The organism is Gorillibacterium sp. CAU 1737, from assembly GCF_039888655.1.
In the GTDB taxonomy this organism is placed as follows: Bacteria; Bacillota; Bacilli; order Paenibacillales; family NBRC-103111; genus Gorillibacterium.
On sequence record NZ_JBDQQO010000008.1, the window covers coordinates 152,372 to 170,488 of the forward strand.

At 55.6% G+C, this 18,117-nt stretch carries 22 protein-coding genes and 1 other annotated feature; of the genes, 3 read left to right on the forward strand and 19 right to left on the reverse strand.

The window, feature by feature from the left end:
- Positions 1 to 185 precede the first annotated feature (185 nt).
- From pheA to AAFN83_RS17050, 4 genes are all read right to left on the reverse strand, one after another.
- Complete coding sequence (gene pheA, locus AAFN83_RS17035; protein WP_347771501.1) at positions 186 to 1,124, reverse strand: prephenate dehydratase; 939 nt, start codon at positions 1,122 to 1,124, stop codon at positions 186 to 188.
- Positions 1,121 to 2,128: a homoserine kinase gene (gene thrB, locus AAFN83_RS17040; protein ID WP_347771609.1), complete on the reverse strand. Its 1,008-nt coding sequence runs from the start codon at positions 2,126 to 2,128 to the stop codon at positions 1,121 to 1,123. Before thrB ends, pheA begins: the two co-directional genes overlap by 4 nt.
- Before the next feature lie 11 nt (positions 2,129 to 2,139).
- Positions 2,140 to 3,426 (reverse strand): homoserine dehydrogenase, encoded by a 1,287-nt coding sequence (locus AAFN83_RS17045; RefSeq protein ID WP_347771503.1) that lies wholly within the window; start codon positions 3,424 to 3,426, stop codon positions 2,140 to 2,142.
- Between the two features lie 63 nt (positions 3,427 to 3,489).
- A complete protein-coding gene (locus tag AAFN83_RS17050; RefSeq protein ID WP_347771505.1) occupies positions 3,490 to 3,945 on the reverse strand; it encodes an ACT domain-containing protein in 456 nt (151 codons plus the stop codon).
- A 192-nt stretch (positions 3,946 to 4,137) separates the two neighbouring features.
- On the opposite strand from AAFN83_RS17050, the gene AAFN83_RS17055 reads away from it, so the two are divergent.
- Positions 4,138 to 4,659 carry an NUDIX domain-containing protein gene (locus AAFN83_RS17055; protein ID WP_347771507.1) on the forward strand — a complete coding sequence of 174 codons (522 nt, stop codon included), beginning with the start codon at positions 4,138 to 4,140 and terminating at the stop codon, positions 4,657 to 4,659.
- 74 nt (positions 4,660 to 4,733) lie between these two features.
- On the opposite strand, the gene obgE is transcribed toward AAFN83_RS17055, so the two are convergent.
- From obgE to rplU, 5 genes are all read right to left on the reverse strand, one after another.
- Positions 4,734 to 6,041 carry a GTPase ObgE gene (obgE, locus tag AAFN83_RS17060; protein WP_347771509.1) on the reverse strand — a complete coding sequence of 436 codons (1,308 nt, stop codon included), beginning with the start codon at positions 6,039 to 6,041 and terminating at the stop codon, positions 4,734 to 4,736.
- A gap of 1 nt (position 6,042) precedes the next feature.
- Positions 6,043 to 6,762, reverse strand: a complete 720-nt coding sequence (locus tag AAFN83_RS17065; RefSeq protein WP_347771511.1) for a Spo0B domain-containing protein — start codon at positions 6,760 to 6,762, stop codon at positions 6,043 to 6,045.
- A 148-nt stretch (positions 6,763 to 6,910) separates the two neighbouring features.
- The gene (rpmA, locus tag AAFN83_RS17070) at positions 6,911 to 7,222 is read right to left on the reverse strand and encodes a 50S ribosomal protein L27 (RefSeq protein ID WP_347771513.1); all 312 of its coding nucleotides are present in this window, start codon (positions 7,220 to 7,222) and stop codon (positions 6,911 to 6,913) included.
- A 17-nt stretch (positions 7,223 to 7,239) separates the two neighbouring features.
- Positions 7,240 to 7,581, reverse strand: coding sequence for a ribosomal-processing cysteine protease Prp (locus AAFN83_RS17075; protein ID WP_347771515.1), 342 nt, complete (start codon positions 7,579 to 7,581; stop codon positions 7,240 to 7,242).
- 13 nt (positions 7,582 to 7,594) lie between these two features.
- Complete coding sequence (gene rplU, locus AAFN83_RS17080) at positions 7,595 to 7,906, reverse strand: 50S ribosomal protein L21 (protein WP_347771517.1); 312 nt, start codon at positions 7,904 to 7,906, stop codon at positions 7,595 to 7,597.
- A 13-nt stretch (positions 7,907 to 7,919) separates the two neighbouring features.
- Positions 7,920 to 8,013: a sequence feature (ribosomal protein L21 leader region), on the reverse strand.
- Positions 8,014 to 8,053: 40 nt separating this feature from the next.
- On the opposite strand from rplU, the gene AAFN83_RS17085 reads away from it, so the two are divergent.
- Together AAFN83_RS17085 and AAFN83_RS17090 are read left to right on the forward strand one after the other, a co-directional pair.
- On the forward strand, positions 8,054 to 8,296 hold the full coding sequence (locus AAFN83_RS17085; protein WP_347771611.1) for an NINE protein: 243 nt from the start codon (positions 8,054 to 8,056) through the stop codon (positions 8,294 to 8,296).
- A 2-nt stretch (positions 8,297 to 8,298) separates the two neighbouring features.
- Positions 8,299 to 8,730 (forward strand): NINE protein, encoded by a 432-nt coding sequence (locus AAFN83_RS17090; protein ID WP_347771519.1) that lies wholly within the window; start codon positions 8,299 to 8,301, stop codon positions 8,728 to 8,730.
- Positions 8,731 to 8,821: 91 nt separating this feature from the next.
- On the opposite strand, the gene AAFN83_RS17095 is transcribed toward AAFN83_RS17090, so the two are convergent.
- The 10 genes from AAFN83_RS17095 to mreC all read right to left on the reverse strand — a co-directional run bounded on the left by AAFN83_RS17095 (position 8,822) and on the right by mreC (position 18,097).
- A complete protein-coding gene (locus AAFN83_RS17095; protein ID WP_347771521.1) occupies positions 8,822 to 10,063 on the reverse strand; it encodes an Rne/Rng family ribonuclease in 1,242 nt (413 codons plus the stop codon).
- A gap of 31 nt (positions 10,064 to 10,094) precedes the next feature.
- A complete protein-coding gene (locus AAFN83_RS17100) occupies positions 10,095 to 10,973 on the reverse strand; it encodes a M50 family metallopeptidase (RefSeq protein ID WP_347771523.1) in 879 nt (292 codons plus the stop codon).
- The gene (locus AAFN83_RS17105; RefSeq protein ID WP_347771525.1) at positions 10,966 to 11,940 is read right to left on the reverse strand and encodes a peptidoglycan DD-metalloendopeptidase family protein; all 975 of its coding nucleotides are present in this window, start codon (positions 11,938 to 11,940) and stop codon (positions 10,966 to 10,968) included. The genes AAFN83_RS17100 and AAFN83_RS17105 overlap by 8 nt, the downstream gene beginning before the upstream one ends.
- A gap of 131 nt (positions 11,941 to 12,071) precedes the next feature.
- Entirely contained in the window at positions 12,072 to 13,241 is a 1,170-nt protein-coding gene (locus AAFN83_RS17110) for an RCC1 domain-containing protein (protein WP_347771527.1), read from the reverse strand.
- A gap of 97 nt (positions 13,242 to 13,338) precedes the next feature.
- Entirely contained in the window at positions 13,339 to 13,887 is a 549-nt protein-coding gene (locus AAFN83_RS17115) for a hypothetical protein (protein WP_347771529.1), read from the reverse strand.
- A gap of 59 nt (positions 13,888 to 13,946) precedes the next feature.
- Complete coding sequence (locus tag AAFN83_RS17120; protein WP_347771531.1) at positions 13,947 to 15,125, reverse strand: FtsW/RodA/SpoVE family cell cycle protein; 1,179 nt, start codon at positions 15,123 to 15,125, stop codon at positions 13,947 to 13,949.
- Positions 15,126 to 15,130: 5 nt separating this feature from the next.
- Positions 15,131 to 15,928 carry a septum site-determining protein MinD gene (minD, locus tag AAFN83_RS17125; RefSeq protein WP_347771533.1) on the reverse strand — a complete coding sequence of 266 codons (798 nt, stop codon included), beginning with the start codon at positions 15,926 to 15,928 and terminating at the stop codon, positions 15,131 to 15,133.
- A gap of 4 nt (positions 15,929 to 15,932) precedes the next feature.
- Positions 15,933 to 16,658, reverse strand: a complete 726-nt coding sequence (gene minC, locus AAFN83_RS17130; protein ID WP_347771535.1) for a septum site-determining protein MinC — start codon at positions 16,656 to 16,658, stop codon at positions 15,933 to 15,935.
- Positions 16,655 to 17,185, reverse strand: a complete 531-nt coding sequence (gene mreD / locus AAFN83_RS17135; RefSeq protein WP_347771537.1) for a rod shape-determining protein MreD — start codon at positions 17,183 to 17,185, stop codon at positions 16,655 to 16,657. The genes minC and mreD overlap by 4 nt, the downstream gene beginning before the upstream one ends.
- 9 nt (positions 17,186 to 17,194) lie before the next feature.
- Positions 17,195 to 18,097 carry a rod shape-determining protein MreC gene (mreC, locus tag AAFN83_RS17140; protein ID WP_347771539.1) on the reverse strand — a complete coding sequence of 301 codons (903 nt, stop codon included), beginning with the start codon at positions 18,095 to 18,097 and terminating at the stop codon, positions 17,195 to 17,197.
- Positions 18,098 to 18,117: the final 20 nt, after the last annotated feature.

Here is an 18,117-nt window from a genome sequence, read left to right on the forward strand (position 1 = left end):
GATTTGGGAAATGCGTTGCCCGTTCTCCGAAAATAGGCTGTGGATGAAAGATCAGGCGGCTTCGGCTTGACCCAAGCGGCTTGCCGAACGAAAAAAGCCGTGTCCCCCCGCCAATTTCGCGAGAGAACACGGCACACCGCAAAGCGGACGAAAACAACCATCCGTTCTTCAGAAGCCTAAACCCATCATGACCGAGCAGCGATCCCCTCTTCCGGTTCATAGGCAAAGGTAGGGTAAGAACCCATCACACGCACCTGACAGCGAAGGGCCTCGATCTCCGAGAGCGCTGCTTGCAGCAGCACGGAATCGAGCGATGCCTCCACGTCGATGTAGAAGTAATAGTTGCCCAGCTTCAGCTTGGTCGGACGGGATTCAATCTTGCTTAAGTTGATCCTCCGCCAAGCGAAGGTAGCTAGTACCTGATGAAGCGCGCCGGGGAAGTCTTCGGGCAGCGTCACGATCAGCGTCGTCTTTTGCTGGTCACGGATCAGCCAGGAAGGGTGCTCCTCGCCGATCAGGACAAAGCGCGTAAAATTGTTCTGATGATCCGTGATGTTCGATGCAAGAATATCCAGTCCGTATCGCTTGGCTGCAAGCCGCGTGCCGATGGCAGCAACGGTCGGGTCCTCGCTTATGCTGACCAAACGAACCCCTTCCGCCGTACTGGTCACATGCTCCATCTCTACGTGGGGAAGCTCCGCATTCAAGAACTTGCGGCATTGGGCGATTGCGACGGGAATGGAAATGACCTTCGTCACTTCCGCATAGGGAGCGTTGTCCGCTCCGGTTTCCCCTTTCGCAAGTTCACCGACCGGTTCATTCTTCGCTTCACGAGCCGGTCGCCGACCGATCAAATTCTGGACGGACGGGTAGATCCATTCCGCCTGAATGGGCAGCTGATTTTCATGAATGAGGTAATCCATATGAAGGCTGACCGAGCCGTCGATCGCATTTTCGATCGGAACGACGCTCCAATCCGTTTCACCGTTATGGGTAGCCCGGAAGACGTCTGCGATTTGTTTGTAGGGGACGAACTCAAAGTCTTCTTCCCGCTCCCGGAAAAAATGACGGGCCGACTCGTCGGTCACCGTGCCCGGCGGTCCCAAAACGGCAATTCTCTTCACTGCACTTGCTCCTTCCGAACGATTTCTCTAAATGTACGATGATCCCCTTGAAGAGTCAACAAGCGAACGCCCTCCGCGCTGGGCGCGAGCCGCCGAATCGTCACGCGAATACCGTGCTTCCCCATCGTTTCGGATAGAAAGGCGGAGAGCTCATCCATTCGGTTCTCACGAGTATCGACAAGGGCGATCAGCGTGGGACCGGCTCCAGACAAAGCCGCTCCGAGCGCACCGTGATCGGCCGCTCCGGCCAGAACCTCCTCCATTCCAGGAATAAGAGGAGCCCGGTACGGCTGATGAAGCTTGTCCTTCATGGCGCTGCGAATGAGGTCATACCGCCCTTGGCAGAGAGCCGCCACCAGAACGTTGGAATGGCCGATGTTGAAGACGGCATCCCGCATGGGCAGAGCTTCTGGAAGCACACCTCGCGCCTTCTTGGTGGACAGCTCGAATTCGGGGATGGCGACAACCGCCTCCAGATGGCTCTCTGGAACCACCTTTAGGTGCTGTGCCTCCTTCCCGTCCCAATACGCAATGACAATCCCGCCGTAGAGCGATGCCCCCACGTTGTCCGGGTGGCGTTCCATCGCACAGGCCATCTGGAACAGCACTTCACGAGGAAGGGGATCGAGCAGCAGCTCGTTCGCTGCGACTAACGCCCCGATGATCGCCGAGGCGCTGCTGCCTAGTCCCCTGGTGAGTGGAATTTCGCTGTATACCGATACCTCCAGCTCAGGGGCCTGTAGTCCAGCTCGCTCAAATACCTTCCGTGCCACCTGGACCAAGAGATTATCGGCTCCCTTGGGAAGTCCCTGCGTCTCTTGCCCATGCAAATGGACCTGTGTCTCCTCCGCAGTGCTCATCGCGACCCATGCATAGAGATCGAGTGCCATGCCGAGCGAATCGAACCCCGGTCCGAGGTTAGCGGTGCTGGCTGGAACTTGAACGACTGCGGTAACATCGGTTCGAATTCCGTTCGGGGTAGGTTCTACTTCTGCTTTTCTCATGCTGAATTTCATCACCCTTCCACCCGGTAGACGCTGCGGATTTCATGAACCACATCGAGCTTGCCGAATTCCTCCAGCACCTGCTGCATGCCCGCCTTGGTTGCGTTGTGGGTGATGACAATAATCTCGGCATGGGAGGTCGAGGCATTGGGATGCTGAAAGACCGATTCCAGGCTGACCTTGTAGTCGGCGAAGATCTGGGTGATTCTCGCCAAAACCCCGGCTCGGTCGGCCACCCGGAGGAGCAGGAAGTATTTCGAGACGATCTGCTCCGGCGACCGAAGCTTTTTCTCCTGATAGCGGAGCGGGAGCTGGCTCCCATTCACGTCGAGACGCAGGTTTTTGGCGACGGTGACAAGATCCGCTACGATGGAAGTCGCGGTCGGCAGCTCGCCGGCTCCCGGGCCGTAGAACATGGTCTCCCCCACCGATTCCCCGAAGACGTACACCGCGTTAAACACGCCGCTGACGCTGGCGAGAGGATGATTCAACCTCACCATCGTCGGCTCGACGCTGACGCTGACGCCGTCGCCGGTTCGTTCCGCAATGCCGAGCAGCTTCACCTCGTAGCCAAGCGTCTTGCCGTAAGCGATGTCTTCCCGGGTTACACTGCTGATTCCCTTCACCGACACGTCACTGAGCTCCACGTTGACATGGAAGCCCAAGCGCGACAGAATGGTCATTTTCCGAGCGGCGTCCAGTCCTTCCACATCCGAGGTCGGATCCGCTTCGGCATAGCCCAACCCCTGAGCCTCTTTGAGCACGTCGGCGTATGCGGCGCCTTCTCGGCTCATCGCACTCAGGATGTAGTTGGTCGTCCCGTTGACGATCCCCATAATCTTCAGGATCCGATCCGACGAGAAGCCCTCCGTCAGCGTACGGATAATCGGGATGCCTCCTGCCACGCTCGCCTCGTACATGACATCTCTTTTGTACTCATGCGCCTGAGCCATGATCTCGGTCCCGTAGAGCGCAAGCAGGTCCTTGTTCGCCGTGACAATGTGCTTGCCTTGGGCAAGCGCCTCCATGACATACCCCTTCGTCGGCTCCAGTCCGCCCATGACCTCCACGATTACATCAATATCCGGGTCGTGCAAAATGTCTTCGACCTTCTCCGTCAACCGCTCCTGAGGAATGGAGATCGACCGATTCTTCGTGACATCATTCACAAGAATGCGGCTGATCTCCACGGCTGTCCCAATTTGCCTCACCAGGTCTTCCTGGTGGCCCTCCACGATGCGCACCACACCCGTTCCCACCGTTCCCAGTCCGAGCATCCCTACTTTTATCGGTTTCATGAAGCGCTTCCTCCCCCTTTGGTCGTATCCAGCATTCAAGCAGCTATTTCGCAGAGACTCGCCTTACCCTCTTCCGATCACGGCGGTTCCCTTCACTCCATCAATCTCCCGAACGGCAGCCAGCAGGTCATCCAGCTCGCCCTTCATATACGAAATATCTGCGGTCAAAACCGCATTGGCCATCCCCTGCAAGGGAATGGATTGGTGAATAGTGAGGACATTGGCCTCGCGGCCCGCGATCATGCTGAGAACCCGAGACAGGATTCCCGAGCGATGCTCCAGAAGAAGCGACAGGGTAACGAGGTTTTCCCGTTCCAGTTGGCTGAGCGAATGAATGCCGTCCTTATACTTGTAAAAGGCGCTGCGGCTGAGGGACACTTGGTCAACCGCTTCCCCGACCGTCTTGACTTTCCCACGGACCAGAAGCTCCTTCGCCTGGATGGTCTTCAAAAGCGCCTCGGGCAAAATCTCTTCCTTCACCAAGTAGTACCTTTCTTTTCCTTGTGATTCCACCGGCATGGCGTCCTCCTCGAAGAGACTCTTGTTTATGTTTAGTGGACATTATAGCGGAAGGCACCCGTGAGGTGCAATCTCTTTTTCTTGGCAGGGTGACAACGGGCTTGCGGCAACAGGCAAAAACCCATTATGCTACAGAAAGATTTGAACGTTGGAACCATAGATGGTGTCGACATTGACAAGGAGGCAAGGCGCATGAAGCTTCGCCTGATGGCGGTAAACCTAATTTTTCACGGAGATGATCTCCTTCTTATGAAAAGGGCGGCGGAGCGCGAGTTCCTTCCCGGCATGTGGGCGGCGGTAGGCGGACATCTCGACCCGAATGAGCTTAAGGACCCGCAAGCCGCCTGTCTTCGGGAAACGGAGGAGGAGACTGGCTTTCCCCCGAGAGATCTGCAGGACATTCATCTCCAATACATCCTTCTCCGTCGAAAAGACGATGAGCTGCGCCAGCAATTCTTCTATGTCTCCCGCACCGAGAGAAGGGATTTCACCGATACGCGGGAAGGTACCCTTCACTGGATTCCGAAGCAGGACGTCCTCCGGGAGGATCGGGAGATGGCATTCGTCTTTCGCTCTCTTCTCGAGCATTACTTCCGTGTGGGGCCTTCTCCCTATCCCTGGGTAGGAACCGCCGGCTGGACGGACGCCGATCACACAGAAGCCCTGCCGCCGGAGGTTCATTGGATACCGCTTCTCGACCCTGCGCGAATCTAGCGTTCAGCGTCCTCGGATACAAAAAAAGACCCAAAGAAGAAGCCGCTGGTCGGCTTTTCCCGGGTCTATTTTGTTTATTCGTGATCCACAAACTCGAACTCGAAGTTTCCAATCCGTACGACGTGGCCGTCTTGGGCCCCCTTCTTGCGAAGGGCTTCGTTTACCCCGCGGTTCCGCAGAATGCGGTCGAAGCGATAGAGCGCATCCTGCGTACTCAGCTGCATACGCCGCAGGACTCTCTCCAAGCTCGGGCTCTCCACGATGAACACATCGTTCTCGCGGCGGATGACGATGTCGTCCTCTTCTTCCTTGCGCTTGTACCGGTAGACCTTGCGTTCCTCGACATCCTCCGTCGGCTCCAGGACCGGTTCGGCCGGAATGGCATCAAGCTGGTCGGCCGCCTTGTACAAGAGCTCCTGAATGCCTTGGCGCGAAGCGGAAGAGATCGGAAGAACAATCAAGTCTCCTCGCCCGGCTTCCTCAAGCTGTTCGCGGAATCGAGCCAGGTTTTCTTCCGACTCTGGAATGTCCATCTTGTTCGCTGCCACGATCTGCGGGCGTTCCGCCAGCTTCTCGTTGTAGAGAACGAGCTCTTCGTTGATCTTCACCCAATCCTCGTAAGGATCGCGACCTTCGGAGCCGGACATGTCCACGACGTGAATGATCACGCGCGTACGCTCCACATGCCGGAGGAACTCATGGCCGAGGCCTACGCCGGAGTGGGCGCCTTCGATCAAGCCGGGCAAGTCCGCCATCACGAAGCTTCGGCCGTCCCCTACGTCAACGACGCCCAGGTTCGGCGTAATGGTGGTGAAGTGGTACGCGCCAATCTTGGGCTGAGCGGCGGATACGACGGACAGGAGGGTCGACTTGCCTACGCTGGGAAAGCCGACAAGGCCGACGTCTGCCATCACCTTCAGCTCCAGGATGATGTTGCGCTCTTCGCCTTCCTCGCCGCGCTCCGCGATCTCCGGGGCGGTATTCGCTGTGGTGACGAAGCGAGTGTTGCCGCGACCGCCGCGGCCTCCCTTCGCAACCACCACCTGCTGCCCTTGGCGCGTCAAGTCGGCGACGAGCTCACCGGAATCCTCATCGTAGATGAGCGTTCCCGGCGGAACCCGGACGAGCATGTGCTCGGCGTTCGCACCGTGCATGCTCTTGTTGCGTCCCTTGATGCCTCGGTCCGCCTTAAAGTGGCGCTGATAGCGGAAATCCATCAGCGTGCGGAGCCCTTCGTCGACGACAAAGACTACATCCCCGCCTCGACCTCCGTCACCGCCGGCCGGACCGCCCTCGGGAACATACTTTTCCCGGCGGAACGCCACAACGCCGTCGCCGCCGTCGCCGCCTTTTACGTAGATTTTCGCTTTATCGACAAACATGTTATCTCCTCATTTCTCCCGAAAAGGGGAGCCGGATGGCGATCGTCGCCCCCTCCTCGCTCCATTCCTGCTCGGCTTGAAGTCCATCTCGCTGATAGGCTTTTAGAATGGCGTCCATCTGCTCATGGGCATCGGTCCGAAGGGTACCGCGATAGACAAAATCCAGCAAGAGACCGGCTTCCTCGCTGTCGAACGCCAGGCTGAGCGAGCCGGTTTCTCCGCTTGCTTCCGGGTTTTGCCGAGCGAAGAGCTCCACCGCTTCTCGAATGAGACGAGCGGCGCGCGTTCCCCGGTCGGGCAGCCGATTCAAGGCAATTTCCTGATCGAGTTCAAACTCCAGCTCAAGGGAGTGCCTGTCCGATCGAAACTCATAGTAGTAGACGGCCAGCTCGGGAACGCCCATTTTGGCCAGGTAGCTCTCTTGGTAGACCTGTCCGTTTATTTTACCCACATAGTCGGCTAATCGTTCATATTTCCCAAGACGAATGTACCCCATGAGCACCTGGATATGATTCATCCAATCATGCCGATAAATGGAGAGTACCCGAAGCAAGCGCTCGTCCTGCCTCTTTTGTTCCGACTTGCCTTCGAAGAATGCCAGCCACCCGACGGCAATAACCGTCGCAAAGCCAGCCGCAAGCCGGGCCGCGAGAGTCGGCAAGCCAACCGCAAGCGCCATTCCTCCAACCAGAACCGCTGTCAGCATCTTCCCTTTGTTCATAAATACGCTCCCGATAGGTAAAGATCGTTCAATCACTTACCAAAGTATACCATAGCGCGGAAGGGGAACAAGAGGCAACTCTCATGCTGCAGCCGCTCATCGGTACAAAAAACGCCTCGGCTCTTCAGCCGAGGCGTTTATGGGTTTCTTAACGCTCTACGGAAGCGGCAACCGGAGCTGCTGCTGCCGGGTAGACGCTCACTTTTTTGCGATCGCGGCCCCAGCGTTCGAATTTCACAACGCCTTCCACCTTAGCGAACAGGGTGTCATCGGAACCGATTCCTACGTTGTTACCCGGGTGAATCTTCGTTCCGCGTTGACGCACCAGGATGCTTCCGGCGGTTACCGTTTGACCGTCAGCACGCTTTGCGCCAAGGCGCTTCGCGATGCTGTCGCGGCCGTTCTTCGTGGAACCTACCCCTTTTTTGGATGCGAACAACTGAAGATCAAGTTTCAACATTTGGGTCTACCTCCTTCTTACGAGGATTGTTTGATGGTGACATACTTGCCGTAGGATTCTTCAATCCCCTTCAACATGACCACCATCGATTCCAGCAATAGCTGGACCTGTTCCCCCTTCACATTCCCCGGCTCGAAGAGCTCGGGCGAATAGCGGGCGGACAGAAAGCCATCTTTCATTCGGGCGTCTGCGACCGTTCCCGTCAGCTTCTCGATTGCGTTGACTGTTCCTACCGTAATGGCAGATACTGCCGAGCAGACGATATCGCTGCCGTGGTCTGCATACGAGGCATGTCCCTTGCTCCGAAAAGAGAGGATGGCGCCGGTAGCCGGCTTGCGTTCAATTCGTATCTGAATCATGGTCAGCCCGACCTTACGCTTGGATCTTTTCGATCACAACTTTGGTGTACGGTTGACGATGACCTTGCTTGCGACGATAGTTCTTCTTCGCTTTGTACTTGAATACAACGATCTTCTTGCCTTTGCCGTGCTTCTCTACTTTCGCAGAGACGCTGGCACCGGATACGAGCGGAGCGCCGATCGTCAGTCCTGCTTCGCCGGAAACGGCCAGAACGCGATCAAAGGTAACGGCTTCGCCTTCGCCTGCCGTCAGCTTTTCCACGAAGAGCACATCGCCTTCTTGGACCTTGTATTGCTTGCCGCCGGTTTCAATAATTGCGTACATTGGGTTGCACCTCCTCATGTCTAAGACTCGCCTAATGGACAGGTGACGGAGCGGTTGCCCGCAAGCCGTTCTTAACAAAAACCTGTTTCGTGCGGTTGTGGCATGTTTTGCAGCACACTGACCTATGATAGCACAATGACTAAATCGATGCAACGACTTTCTACGAATCGACTTTTTGGAGGGCATCGCTTCTACATGGGCAAAACCGGGACGGCCATTGCTCAGCTCATTCTCTCCCTCACCCTGTTCGGTCTGGCCATTACCTTCGTCTGGTGGATAGTCGACGCCTTCCTCGTGCACACCTGGGTGAAGGACAAGAACCGCAACCTTGAGCTCCACCTGTTGAATCAAATCCTCGGCACGCAGCGCGCTCCACAGGCAGGCTTCTAAGCATGCTGAGAAAAGAAGAACTCGACCTGCAAGAATTGATGCTCTTCAATTCGGAGATGCGGTCCCGGCAAAAGTCGCTGTCTCTCTGCTTTGTGATGCTGCTTGGCGGCCATTTGGGGTTTCATCGCTTCTACCTGAAGAGGTACGGAACGGCCGCCGCTCAGCTCACGTTGTTCATTGGCGTTGTCTTCTTTTATATCCTCTTGGCGGTGGCAGCCGGGCTTGAGCTGGAGGGCATGCTGATCCTGTCGATTATCGGCATGGCCGGTTGCGCACTAACCGTCACGGTGTGGATGATCGTGGACATCTTCCTTGTCTCAGGTATGGTTCGAGAATGGAACCAGCAGGAAGAAACCCGACTGCTGCAAGAAATCTGGCAGCTCCGTCATCAGAAGGCCGAGGAACAACGAGTTTCCCGTCCATTCCCGTCTTAGCCCCTCCGCATTTCTCAAGGAACGAAAAGTCACCGTGTAACGTAAGCAAAGCCGCCCTCGTGGTCAAGGGCGGCTTTGCTATTTGAAGAGGTCAAGGGAATCCTCGATAGATCCGCCCGGTTCCTTCGCAGGTCGCACACGTCTGGAAAAACAGGGAATCCAAGCCTTGGCGACGCTTGCGCCGTGTCATTTCGAAGAGACCAAGCCGAGTCCAACCGAGAAGCTGCAGCTTCCCTCGGTCCCGATGAGACGCTTCCTCCAGCTTATCCTTCACCACCTGCCGATGTTCCTCCAGCCTCATGTCGATGAAATCGACCAGGATCATACCCCCGCTGTCGCGAAGGCGCAGGAGACGGGGAATCTCTTCTGCAGCCTCCAGGTTCGTCCGATAAACCGTCTCCTCCAGATCAGCCGTTCCCGTATATCCGCCGGTGTTGACATCGATAACGGTCATCGCTTCCGTTTTGTCCAGGATCAGGTATCCTCCGCTCGCAAGCGGGATTTTCCGGCGAAGGGAGCGCTCCAGCTCCCGCTCGATCGAATAGGCCTCGAACAGCGGACGCTTCTCCCGGTGAATCACGATTTTCTTGGTCAGCTCGGGGGACATGCTGTCCAGAAGCGCAAGAAGGTGCTGCGCGAGCTCCGCATCATCCAGAACCAGCTCATCGACTCGATCTGTAAACAGATCCCGCACGAGTCGTGGTATCAAATCGAGATCTCGATAGACGAGGCAGGGGGCCGCGTGGGGAGCCGCTTTTTCAAGTGCGGTATGCCACAGGTTTAGCAGCAGCGCCCATTCCCGCCCAAGCTGCTCCTCGCTCACCCCATCGGCTGCCGTGCGCAGGATAATGCCATCCGTTCCCTGCCGCAAGCGATCCCCGACGGCCTTCAGCCTATGCTTCTCCTCTGAGCCTTCGATGCGCCGCGATACCGCCGTATAGCTCGCCCCCGGCATCAGCACGAGTGCTCGCCCCGGTATGGTAAACCGCGTGGTCACCCGGGCCCCCTTGCCCTCCTGGGCTTCCTTCTTGATTTGGACGAGGAGCTCTTGTCCCGTCTGGACCAATTGATCGATTGGAGGCTTCCGCCCTTCTTCCCCCTCGTAATGAGCGGGCAGAAGATCATCGCGGTAGAGAAAAGCGTTGCGGCCTTGCCCGATATCCACGAAAGCCGCGTCCATTCCAGGCAGCACGTTGACGACCCGCCCCTTGAATACATTTCCTGCGCGATCCTTCTCCTCCGGCCCCTCCAGGTAGAATTCCGAGAGCCTGCCGTCCTCGACGAGAGCAACCCGACTGACTCCCCGCTCCCATTGTACGACTAGCTTTTTCATGGCTTCGCCTCCATGCTGAACTCTCCTTATTCTACAGGAACACCTCGGAAACCGCACGGTCGGTTTTCTGGCCGTCAAAGAACACCTGGAGCAGCGCTTGCTCCGGCACCACCCGTTCAAGCCCTCCTTGGGAGCCGCGGATGCAGATGAGGTGGTGATAATCCCGCATGAACAGCTTGGAGGTTTCGAGCAGCGTGCTTTTATGGCCGACATCGAGCCGTCGAATCGGCCGATAACGGCCGGCTCCCTCCCTCTGCATTGAGGCTTGTTTCCCCATCAGGTATCGATAGAAATGAAAAAGAATCTGACGGGACCCGACCCAATTCGTCACCAAAAGAAAGAGTCCTACCGCAAGCATATTAAGATTAAGCCCGCCCGTCATACCGGGAACGGCCGCTCCTATCGTAAGAAGCGCACTCAAGCCTAGACTGAGACGCGTTCCAAGGACCAAGACCCGATGATACGGAACAAACTGACCCAGGAGGACAAACAGCACCTTTCCTCCATCAAGGGGGTAGATCGGAAGCAGGTTGAATAAGGCAATCACCAGGTTTGCTCGAAAGAAATAATCCCACCAGTTCCCATCGCCCAAGCCCATCCCCTGCATGGCGAGAGCGAATCCCATCAGGAGCGCGTTCTGCAGGGGGCCGCACAAGGCGACGATCAGTTCCTCACGGGAGGGAACGTTCCCCCCTTCATCGGTAATGGCTACGCCTCCGAAGGGCAGCAGCCGGACCTCCCGAATCCTCCAGCCAAAGGAGCGCGCCGCAGCCACATGCCCAAGCTCATGAATGAGCACCACGCCAAACAAGGTGAGCAGTTCCAGGAAGTAGCCGGTCAAGGCGGACAAGAGCATCATCAGAACGAACAGCGGATGAAGTCGGTAGACGGTCCCTCCCCATTTAATCAAAAGGAACCCACTCCACAGGATCCACATACTGGCTGTCCTTCCGAATGGAAAACCGAAGGAGGCCTTGTCCCGTGGACGGATCGCGCTCCATTCGGCCGATGACCTCCCCGCGCTTTACCCAATCTCCCTTCTTGAGTGGAACGCCTTCCAGCCCTATATAGGTCGATTCCAATCCACCGGTATGCTGCAGAGTAATCGTCCCCTGCTCTCCCTCATTCCCTGTATAGATCACGAGGCCCGCATCGATCGCGGAGACGCCTGCTCCAACCGGAGCTGTCAGCTCCACCCAAGGAGAAGAGCTGCTAAACTCATTCGTCAAAGCCCCTTGAACCGGCAACACAAGCGGCTCCGTACGGTTAGTGGCTGCTTCTGTGGCCTTTTGCTCCTCGTGGAAAGCAGGGAGAAACGAGGGCAGCGTTCCAAATTGACGAACATACCAGTCGGATACCGCTGTAAAGTTCCATTCCGAGGTCATTACCTGCCTTACCCAATGCCGCGCTGGTTCCGCCTGAGAAGCTGGCGTATGAAAGACCGCCCAAATTCCCCCGAACAATAACAAGCTTGCAGCAAGCTGGAGCCGCAGGGTGCGAAGCACCCCTCCCTTTTCCCGGTCTGGTCCTCTGCCATCGTCATGCCAAAGACTGCCCGCTCCGGGACGAAACAGACTCTTCTCCTTTTCCCTCCAGAGCTGTTCCGGGTCTAGTTCCACTCGCTCCTCCATGTCCGGATACCCTTCCTCTTGCAAAAGGTTCGTTCGAAGGCGCTCCTGAATGGGGACAGCCCTCCGATCATCATCGTCCGTCCACGACGAGCGTTCGCGTGCCGCTTTGTCTTCCCAAATGCCCCCCCAGCCATCCCATTGCTCTCGGAGGCTTCTCTCCTCGTGACCTTCGTTCTCCTTCCGCTTTCCATAGGACCGCACATTCCGTCCTTCGCCAGACCGATCCGGGCTGCTTGATCTCCTCACGGCCTCTCCCTCCCCGTGTACAGGCTAGTTTGTATATCCTATGAAGCCCGTCCCCCTTCCATGAACAAAAGAACAGACGGTCCGATGGACCGCCTGCTGTTCCTATTCCTATGATCATGGATACCTGACTCTTATTTCTTGGTTGATTCGGTCGGAAAGATGGCGATCGGCTCCAAAGCAGGCTCATCGTCCGGTTTACCGAGCTTGATCTGCCCATTGTAATTGTATCCCATGCCCCATAGGGTTCCGTCCTTCTTTAGGACCATCACATGCCCTTTTTCGTCGGTGGAGCTTCTGGCTATAGATGCCCAATCATTGCCGGTGCCAACGCGCTTCGGATACGCCTGATCGATCGACTTGTAGACTTCGGGCATGACGTCGCCCCATACCCAGAGCGAGCCGTCTTTTTTAACGCCGTAGCTCTTGAAGCCGAATGCCATAACCGATACCCAATCCTTCGTCTTGCCGATCTGCACGGGCTTCAAAAGATCCTTGTTGTTGCCATTGCCCATCTGCCTATACCCATTATAGCCCCAGCCCCACAGGCTGCCGTCCTCCTTGATGGCAAGCGTATGCAGGCTTCCGACCGAGATCGACTTCCATTTAAAAGCACCGATCTTGACCGGCTTCCATTGATCCTTTTCATTCCCCGTTCCCAGGCGGCCGGCTGAGCCGGTTCCCCAGGCGTACATCGTCCCGTCTTTTTTGATCGCCGTCGTATGAAACGAGGCTGTATAAACCTGAGCCCAGTCCTTATCCCGGCCCACTTGAACCGGTGCTTTTTGATTACCTTTGGAGCCGATGCCGAGCTGCCCGTTCCAATTGGCTCCCCATGCCCACAGCGTACCGTCCTCTGCAATGGCAGCGGAATGGCCATATCGGGTCGAAACGCTTTTCCATTTGCGGCTTTTTCCAATCTGGGTCGGCTTTCGAATGGTTTTCCCGGTGAGCCCCAATTGATTCACATCGTTAAAGCCCCAACCCCACATCGTCCCATCTTTCTTAATGGCAATGACATGGCTTTCCCCAACGCTAACTTGCTTCCACTGATTGGTGTTGCCCACTTTGGCATTGTACCCGTTGCCCTCTACGCCATTGCCTAACCCGCCGTCAAAACCGGATCCCCACATGGCGAGCGTCCCGTCGGTCTTGAGGACGGCTGTAGCATACGCTCCCGTTTCGACCTGGCTGTAAAGGGGTTTGGACCCGGCTGCGATTACCGACTCGAGCGGAATAGATGCTGCCAATGCGATAGAGAGGAAAAATAGCGAAGCCTTCTTGCTGAACTTTGCCCATTTCAACTTTAATACGCCCCGTTTCTTGTATGTACTCTTCCAATGTCTCTAGGAAAGAATAAACCAAGAGGGACATTCTGTAAATATTATTGAAATCAGGAAGTCACTCTGCCATGCGGCCCAACCATTCTTCTACGTATACATCGCTCCAAAGCTGTACTTCTATGTAGTTGTACTGTTCTTTCACACTGCCTAGAAACAAATCGACATCTCCATGAAAATCATGAAGGAGCTCCATGAGCTGTTCTTTTCCAAAGGGGTCTCTTCTCTCCCTTGTATCGAACTTTGCCATACTGTCGCCAAACGTAAAGCTAATGTGCGCAGGGCTTATGCGATGGAGCGGTATGGTGACGATTTCTCCTTTATCAAACCAATGGAATAAGAAATCGTTACCCTGCAAAACAAAATACAACGGATGCTTCGTTTCCGGTTGCCCTCCCAGCTTCAGGAACCCGTGATAGAGCCATTCTTCCGTTTCAATTCGTTTCGGATAGTAATGGTCAAAATCCGCAAATCGACCAAATGCCGTTCCGCTGTGTGAATCCGATAATTCTTTTGCCTTAGCAAAAGCGTCTGATTTAGACATTCTTGTGATGCTGTTCAGAGGGGAACAATTCGGATGGCAATAATGAACAATGGAAAGTTCGTTCATAATCGGATCTCCCTTCTAAAAAAGCCGCACCGATTACCGGTGCGGCATTCCTATCGTAGTTACGAAGCCATCGGATCTTCCTCGTCCAACGTCACATCCTGGTGAATGCGAACGTTTAGGACCAGTCCGACGGAGATGAGGTAGATCAGCAGCGATGTTCCGCCATAGCTGATGAAGGGCAGAGTGATCCCCGTGAGCGGCATCAGCCCCATCAACATGCCAACATGCTGGAAGATCTGGAAGACGAAGAAGGAGACAATGCCGATGATCAAGTACTTGCCGCCAAGCTCTCGGGTCTCCAAGGCGATCATGATCATTCGGTATAACAAGACGAAGTATGACATGAGCAGGACAGCGGAGCCCAGGAAGCCGAATTCCTCGGCAACCACAGCGAAGACGGTGTCGGTATAGGCATAGGGAATGCTGTTCCCGTGCACCATTTTTCCTTTGAGGTAGCCGTCACCCGTCAATCCGCCGGAACCGATGGCTCGCTTGGAATTCAGGAATTGATAATTCTGTCCCTGCGACTTGTCTTGATCATCCGGATTCAGGAAGGTGTCGATCCGCTTCACCCAGTGACCGCCGTTCATGCTGGTCATGACCTTTGCCACCGGCTCGTGATAATTCTTGAACAGGTAGAAGAACCCGCCAACCACAAGCGCAATGGACGTGACGCCGATCAGCACATGTTTGAGCTTGATGTTCCCTACCCAATACAAGCCTAGCATGACGACGAGAAGGATGACCGCATTGCCCAGGTCCGGGTAAGACATGATGATGGCGAAGGGAATGCCTCCGATCAAAGCCATGGGCACAACATCCCGGAGAAAGGTCAACGAGGCTCCTTGCCGCTTCACGAGAAAGGCTGCAATGGTGACGATCACGACCACCTTTGCCAGCTCAGCCGGTTGGAACGTAGCTACCTTGAGATCATACCAGCCCAAAGCGTTGTTCAGCGGAGTGCCGAAGGGGTATATGCCGATAAGCAGAAGGATGGTAAAGCCGTATAGGAGCCACGAATATTTCATCAAGTATCGATAGTTGATGAGCGAAGCGCCGATCATCATGATGAAGCCCAATCCAAAGAACATGACATTTTTCTCGGGAAGCTTCTTGTTTTGAAGCAGCGGACTATCCACGGTCGCACTATGGATGATGAGTGTCCCGGCAATCATGAACAGGAGAAGGATAAACAGGATCGTCCAGTCAAGCCGCTTCAGCTTGTTAAGCAACGTCATAGCCGTTACCCGATCCCGAAGAATTTCTTCACTTTGGTCATGACGCCCGGCTTCTCGTTCAAGGAGATGAGGGGCACCGTATCTCCCAGAATGCGACGAGCCACGTTCCGATAGGCAATCGCAGCGCGCGAGCCCGGATTCATGACCGTCGGTTCGCCGGAATTCGCCGCTTTGATCACATACTCATCATCCGGCACGATGCCGAGCAAGTCGATAGCCAGCACCTGGCAGATGTCGTCAATGCCGAGCATATCCCCGTTCTTGACCATGTTCGGCCGTATGCGGTTGATGATCAGCTTGGGAGATTCGATTTGCTTCTCCTTTTCCAATAAGCCGATGATGCGGTCGGCATCCCGCACCGCTGCGTTCTCAGGCGTCGTCACAACGATCGCCTTGTCTGCGCCTGCTACCGCATTTCGGAAGCCCTGCTCGATGCCCGCCGGGCAATCGATCACCACATAATCAAATTCCTGCTTCAACTCCAGGACGATGGTGCGGACACTCTCCGGAGATACGGCGTTCTTGTCCTTGGTTTGTGCCGCAGGCAACAGATAGAGCTCGTCGAAGCGCTTGTCCTTGATCAGAGCCTGCTGCAGACGGCAGCGGCCCTCCACCACATCGACAAGGTCGTAAATGATTCGGTTTTCCAATCCCATGACGACATCGAGGTTTCGCAGGCCGATATCCGTATCGACCATGCAGACCTTTTTGCCCATGAGGGCAAGTGCCGTACCAACGTTGGCAGAAGTCGTCGTCTTGCCGACGCCGCCTTTGCCCGAAGTGACCACGATCGCCTCTCCCACAGGCTCACTCCCCCTTCAACAGCATATACTTCGCATCCGGCCTCAGCCGATGCAGCTGGTTGATTTTATCAATGACCATCGCGTCATCTCGAATGTACGCGAATTCCATATAAGCATCTTTGTCGACTCCCCACTCATCAGGAGGACGGCTGATGATCCCGGCGATTCGAAGCTGAGTAGGCCGCATATGAGACGCGGCCACGATAGCGGATGCCTTCCCAAGGTGGCCGGCATGCGCCATCCCGCGCAGGGAGCCGAGCACGTAAATGTCGCCTGCTGCGAGAATGGTGCCGCCGGGGTTCACATCACCCAGGAGCATGAGATTGCCGTCATGCTCGATCGTCTGACCGGAGCGCACCACTCCGTGAATAACCTGAAGCTCGCTCATCGGGTCCGTCGGCTTTGGAACCTCGGGGTCCGTCTCCATGGATTGGACGAGCAGGTTTTGCCGACTCCCGATGATCTCAAGAATTTCGGTTTTCTCCGCTTCGTTGATCCGGCGGGTTCCTAGTCGAACCTGAATGTGGATGGGCGGGCCGCTTAGGATCTGATCATGGGTTTTGCTCAGCTTGTGGCGAAGCTCCTCAATCAGTTCCGTATAGCGGCATGCATCGTCCAACTGAAAGATCAGCCCATCCTTCACGCCCTTGATCGTCACATGATGGCGCGCAGCACCATTCCCGGTGGGAGGCGTATCCTTCGGCGGTTTGCCTTTCGTTGGCTTGTTCATTCCTGCTCCTTCACCCGCTGGGGTGCCCGTACCCGTTCCATCAGCTTGCGCAGTGGAATGTAGAAGACGAGCGCCAACAGCAGATTGGTTACAATACTGGGAAAAATGTGACGGAGAAACGACCAGTCAGGCGGGGTATGAATGACATTCATGAGGCGATAAATCCCGTAGATCAGCCATTCAAATCCAAAGATACCTGCTGCGACAATAAAGAGAGTCGTCAGGATGTTTCTCTCGTTGCGAAAAGGCATCAGACCCGCCATATATCCGACGAGTCCATAGCCCAGACAGAAAGTTCCGATCATTGGCCCATAAAACACAACATCGTGCAGAAGGCCGAATCCAAGTCCGAAGAAAAGGCCGTAATGCCGATTCCAGTAAATCCCTATAAATAGGATCACGATCAGGACAAGATGAGGGGAAACGAGAATACGAGATTGCCAATCGACGGGGATGAGCCAATTCATCCACGTCCCCTCGATCAAGAAGATCAGCATCATGATGCTGACGAGCAAACTTCGCCGCATGGTACCTCCTTACTCCGGCTTCTCAACAATGAGGACTTCCCGGAGATGGATGAAATCCGCAGCCGGTTGCACATAAGCGATATAGTTCAGACCGAGCTTGTCCACTTCCTTGGACTTGACCGTCCCGATCACGATGCCCTTAGGAAAGACTCCTCCGATCCCGGAGGTAATGATGGTGTCGCCCTCTGCAATCGGATCGCTCGGGCTGATCTTGGACATGATCAGCATCCCCGTCTCCGGGTCGTAGGAGACAACGCCAAAGGAATCCGATTCCTTGCCCTTTACCGTCGCGGAAATTCCCTTCGTTGGAGTCGAGGCTGACTCTTTATCGGATTCGCTGTTCGTAGCGCTTACGGAATCGATAGCCGTAAGCAGCTGAACATTCGAGGTAAAGTCGGAGGCATCGATGACGCGGCCGACAAGCCCGTCGATGGAAATAACCGCCATGTCCTTCTTCACGCCATCGCGAGCGCCTACATTCACGGTAATGACCTTGCTGTACGGATCGGAGCTGTAGGCGATGACTTCGGCGGGGTGATACCGGTAATTGTTAGCCGCCTTCTGCTTCTCTGTAAAGCCGAGAAGATCCTTGAGGCGCAGGTTTTGCGCCTCCAGCTCATTCAGCTTCATGGTATCCCGCGAATACTGAGTCAAGGTGAGCCGAAGGGCTTTATTCTCCGCATACATGGTGCGGATATCACGAATATCTTGAACCAAGTCCGCCATAAATCGTGCCGGACGGTTAAAGAGCGTCTGTGCCCATGCCACATTATCCCGAACAAACCGCTCTGGAGGGGTGGCGTTCTCCCTGGACCCCGACAGGGTCATCCCGAACAGGGCGATGAAGATGATCAGGGAGACCATGAGCACGAGCAGCTTCTTGTTCCCCATAAGCTTGTACAAAACGGTCACCCTCTATTGAAATTCCGCTG

Excerpts from the sequence above, each read along its gene's own strand:
- AAFN83_RS17120 (WP_347771531.1), bottom strand. The coding sequence starts at position 15,125 with ATGACGTTGCTTAACAAGCTGAAGCGGCTTGACTGGACGATCCTGTTT.
- thrB (WP_347771609.1), bottom strand. The coding sequence starts at position 2,128 with ATGAGAAAAGCAGAAGTAGAACCTACCCCGAACGGAATTCGAACCGAT.
- AAFN83_RS17055 (WP_347771507.1), top strand. The coding sequence starts at position 4,138 with ATGAAGCTTCGCCTGATGGCGGTAAACCTAATTTTTCACGGAGATGAT.
- rpmA (WP_347771513.1), bottom strand. The coding sequence starts at position 7,222 with ATGTTGAAACTTGATCTTCAGTTGTTCGCATCCAAAAAAGGGGTAGGT.
- obgE (WP_347771509.1), bottom strand. The coding sequence starts at position 6,041 with ATGTTTGTCGATAAAGCGAAAATCTACGTAAAAGGCGGCGACGGCGGC.
- AAFN83_RS17045 (WP_347771503.1), bottom strand. The coding sequence starts at position 3,426 with ATGAAACCGATAAAAGTAGGGATGCTCGGACTGGGAACGGTGGGAACG.
- AAFN83_RS17085 (WP_347771611.1), top strand. The coding sequence starts at position 8,054 with ATGCAACGACTTTCTACGAATCGACTTTTTGGAGGGCATCGCTTCTAC.
- minC (WP_347771535.1), bottom strand. The coding sequence starts at position 16,658 with ATGAACAAGCCAACGAAAGGCAAACCGCCGAAGGATACGCCTCCCACC.
- AAFN83_RS17090 (WP_347771519.1), top strand. The coding sequence starts at position 8,299 with ATGCTGAGAAAAGAAGAACTCGACCTGCAAGAATTGATGCTCTTCAAT.
- AAFN83_RS17075 (WP_347771515.1), bottom strand. The coding sequence starts at position 7,581 with ATGATTCAGATACGAATTGAACGCAAGCCGGCTACCGGCGCCATCCTC.
- AAFN83_RS17065 (WP_347771511.1), bottom strand. The coding sequence starts at position 6,762 with ATGAACAAAGGGAAGATGCTGACAGCGGTTCTGGTTGGAGGAATGGCG.
- AAFN83_RS17050 (WP_347771505.1), bottom strand. The coding sequence starts at position 3,945 with ATGCCGGTGGAATCACAAGGAAAAGAAAGGTACTACTTGGTGAAGGAA.
- AAFN83_RS17115 (WP_347771529.1), bottom strand. The coding sequence starts at position 13,887 with ATGAACGAACTTTCCATTGTTCATTATTGCCATCCGAATTGTTCCCCT.
- rplU (WP_347771517.1), bottom strand. The coding sequence starts at position 7,906 with ATGTACGCAATTATTGAAACCGGCGGCAAGCAATACAAGGTCCAAGAA.
- AAFN83_RS17095 (WP_347771521.1), bottom strand. The coding sequence starts at position 10,063 with ATGAAAAAGCTAGTCGTACAATGGGAGCGGGGAGTCAGTCGGGTTGCT.
- mreD (WP_347771537.1), bottom strand. The coding sequence starts at position 17,185 with ATGCGGCGAAGTTTGCTCGTCAGCATCATGATGCTGATCTTCTTGATC.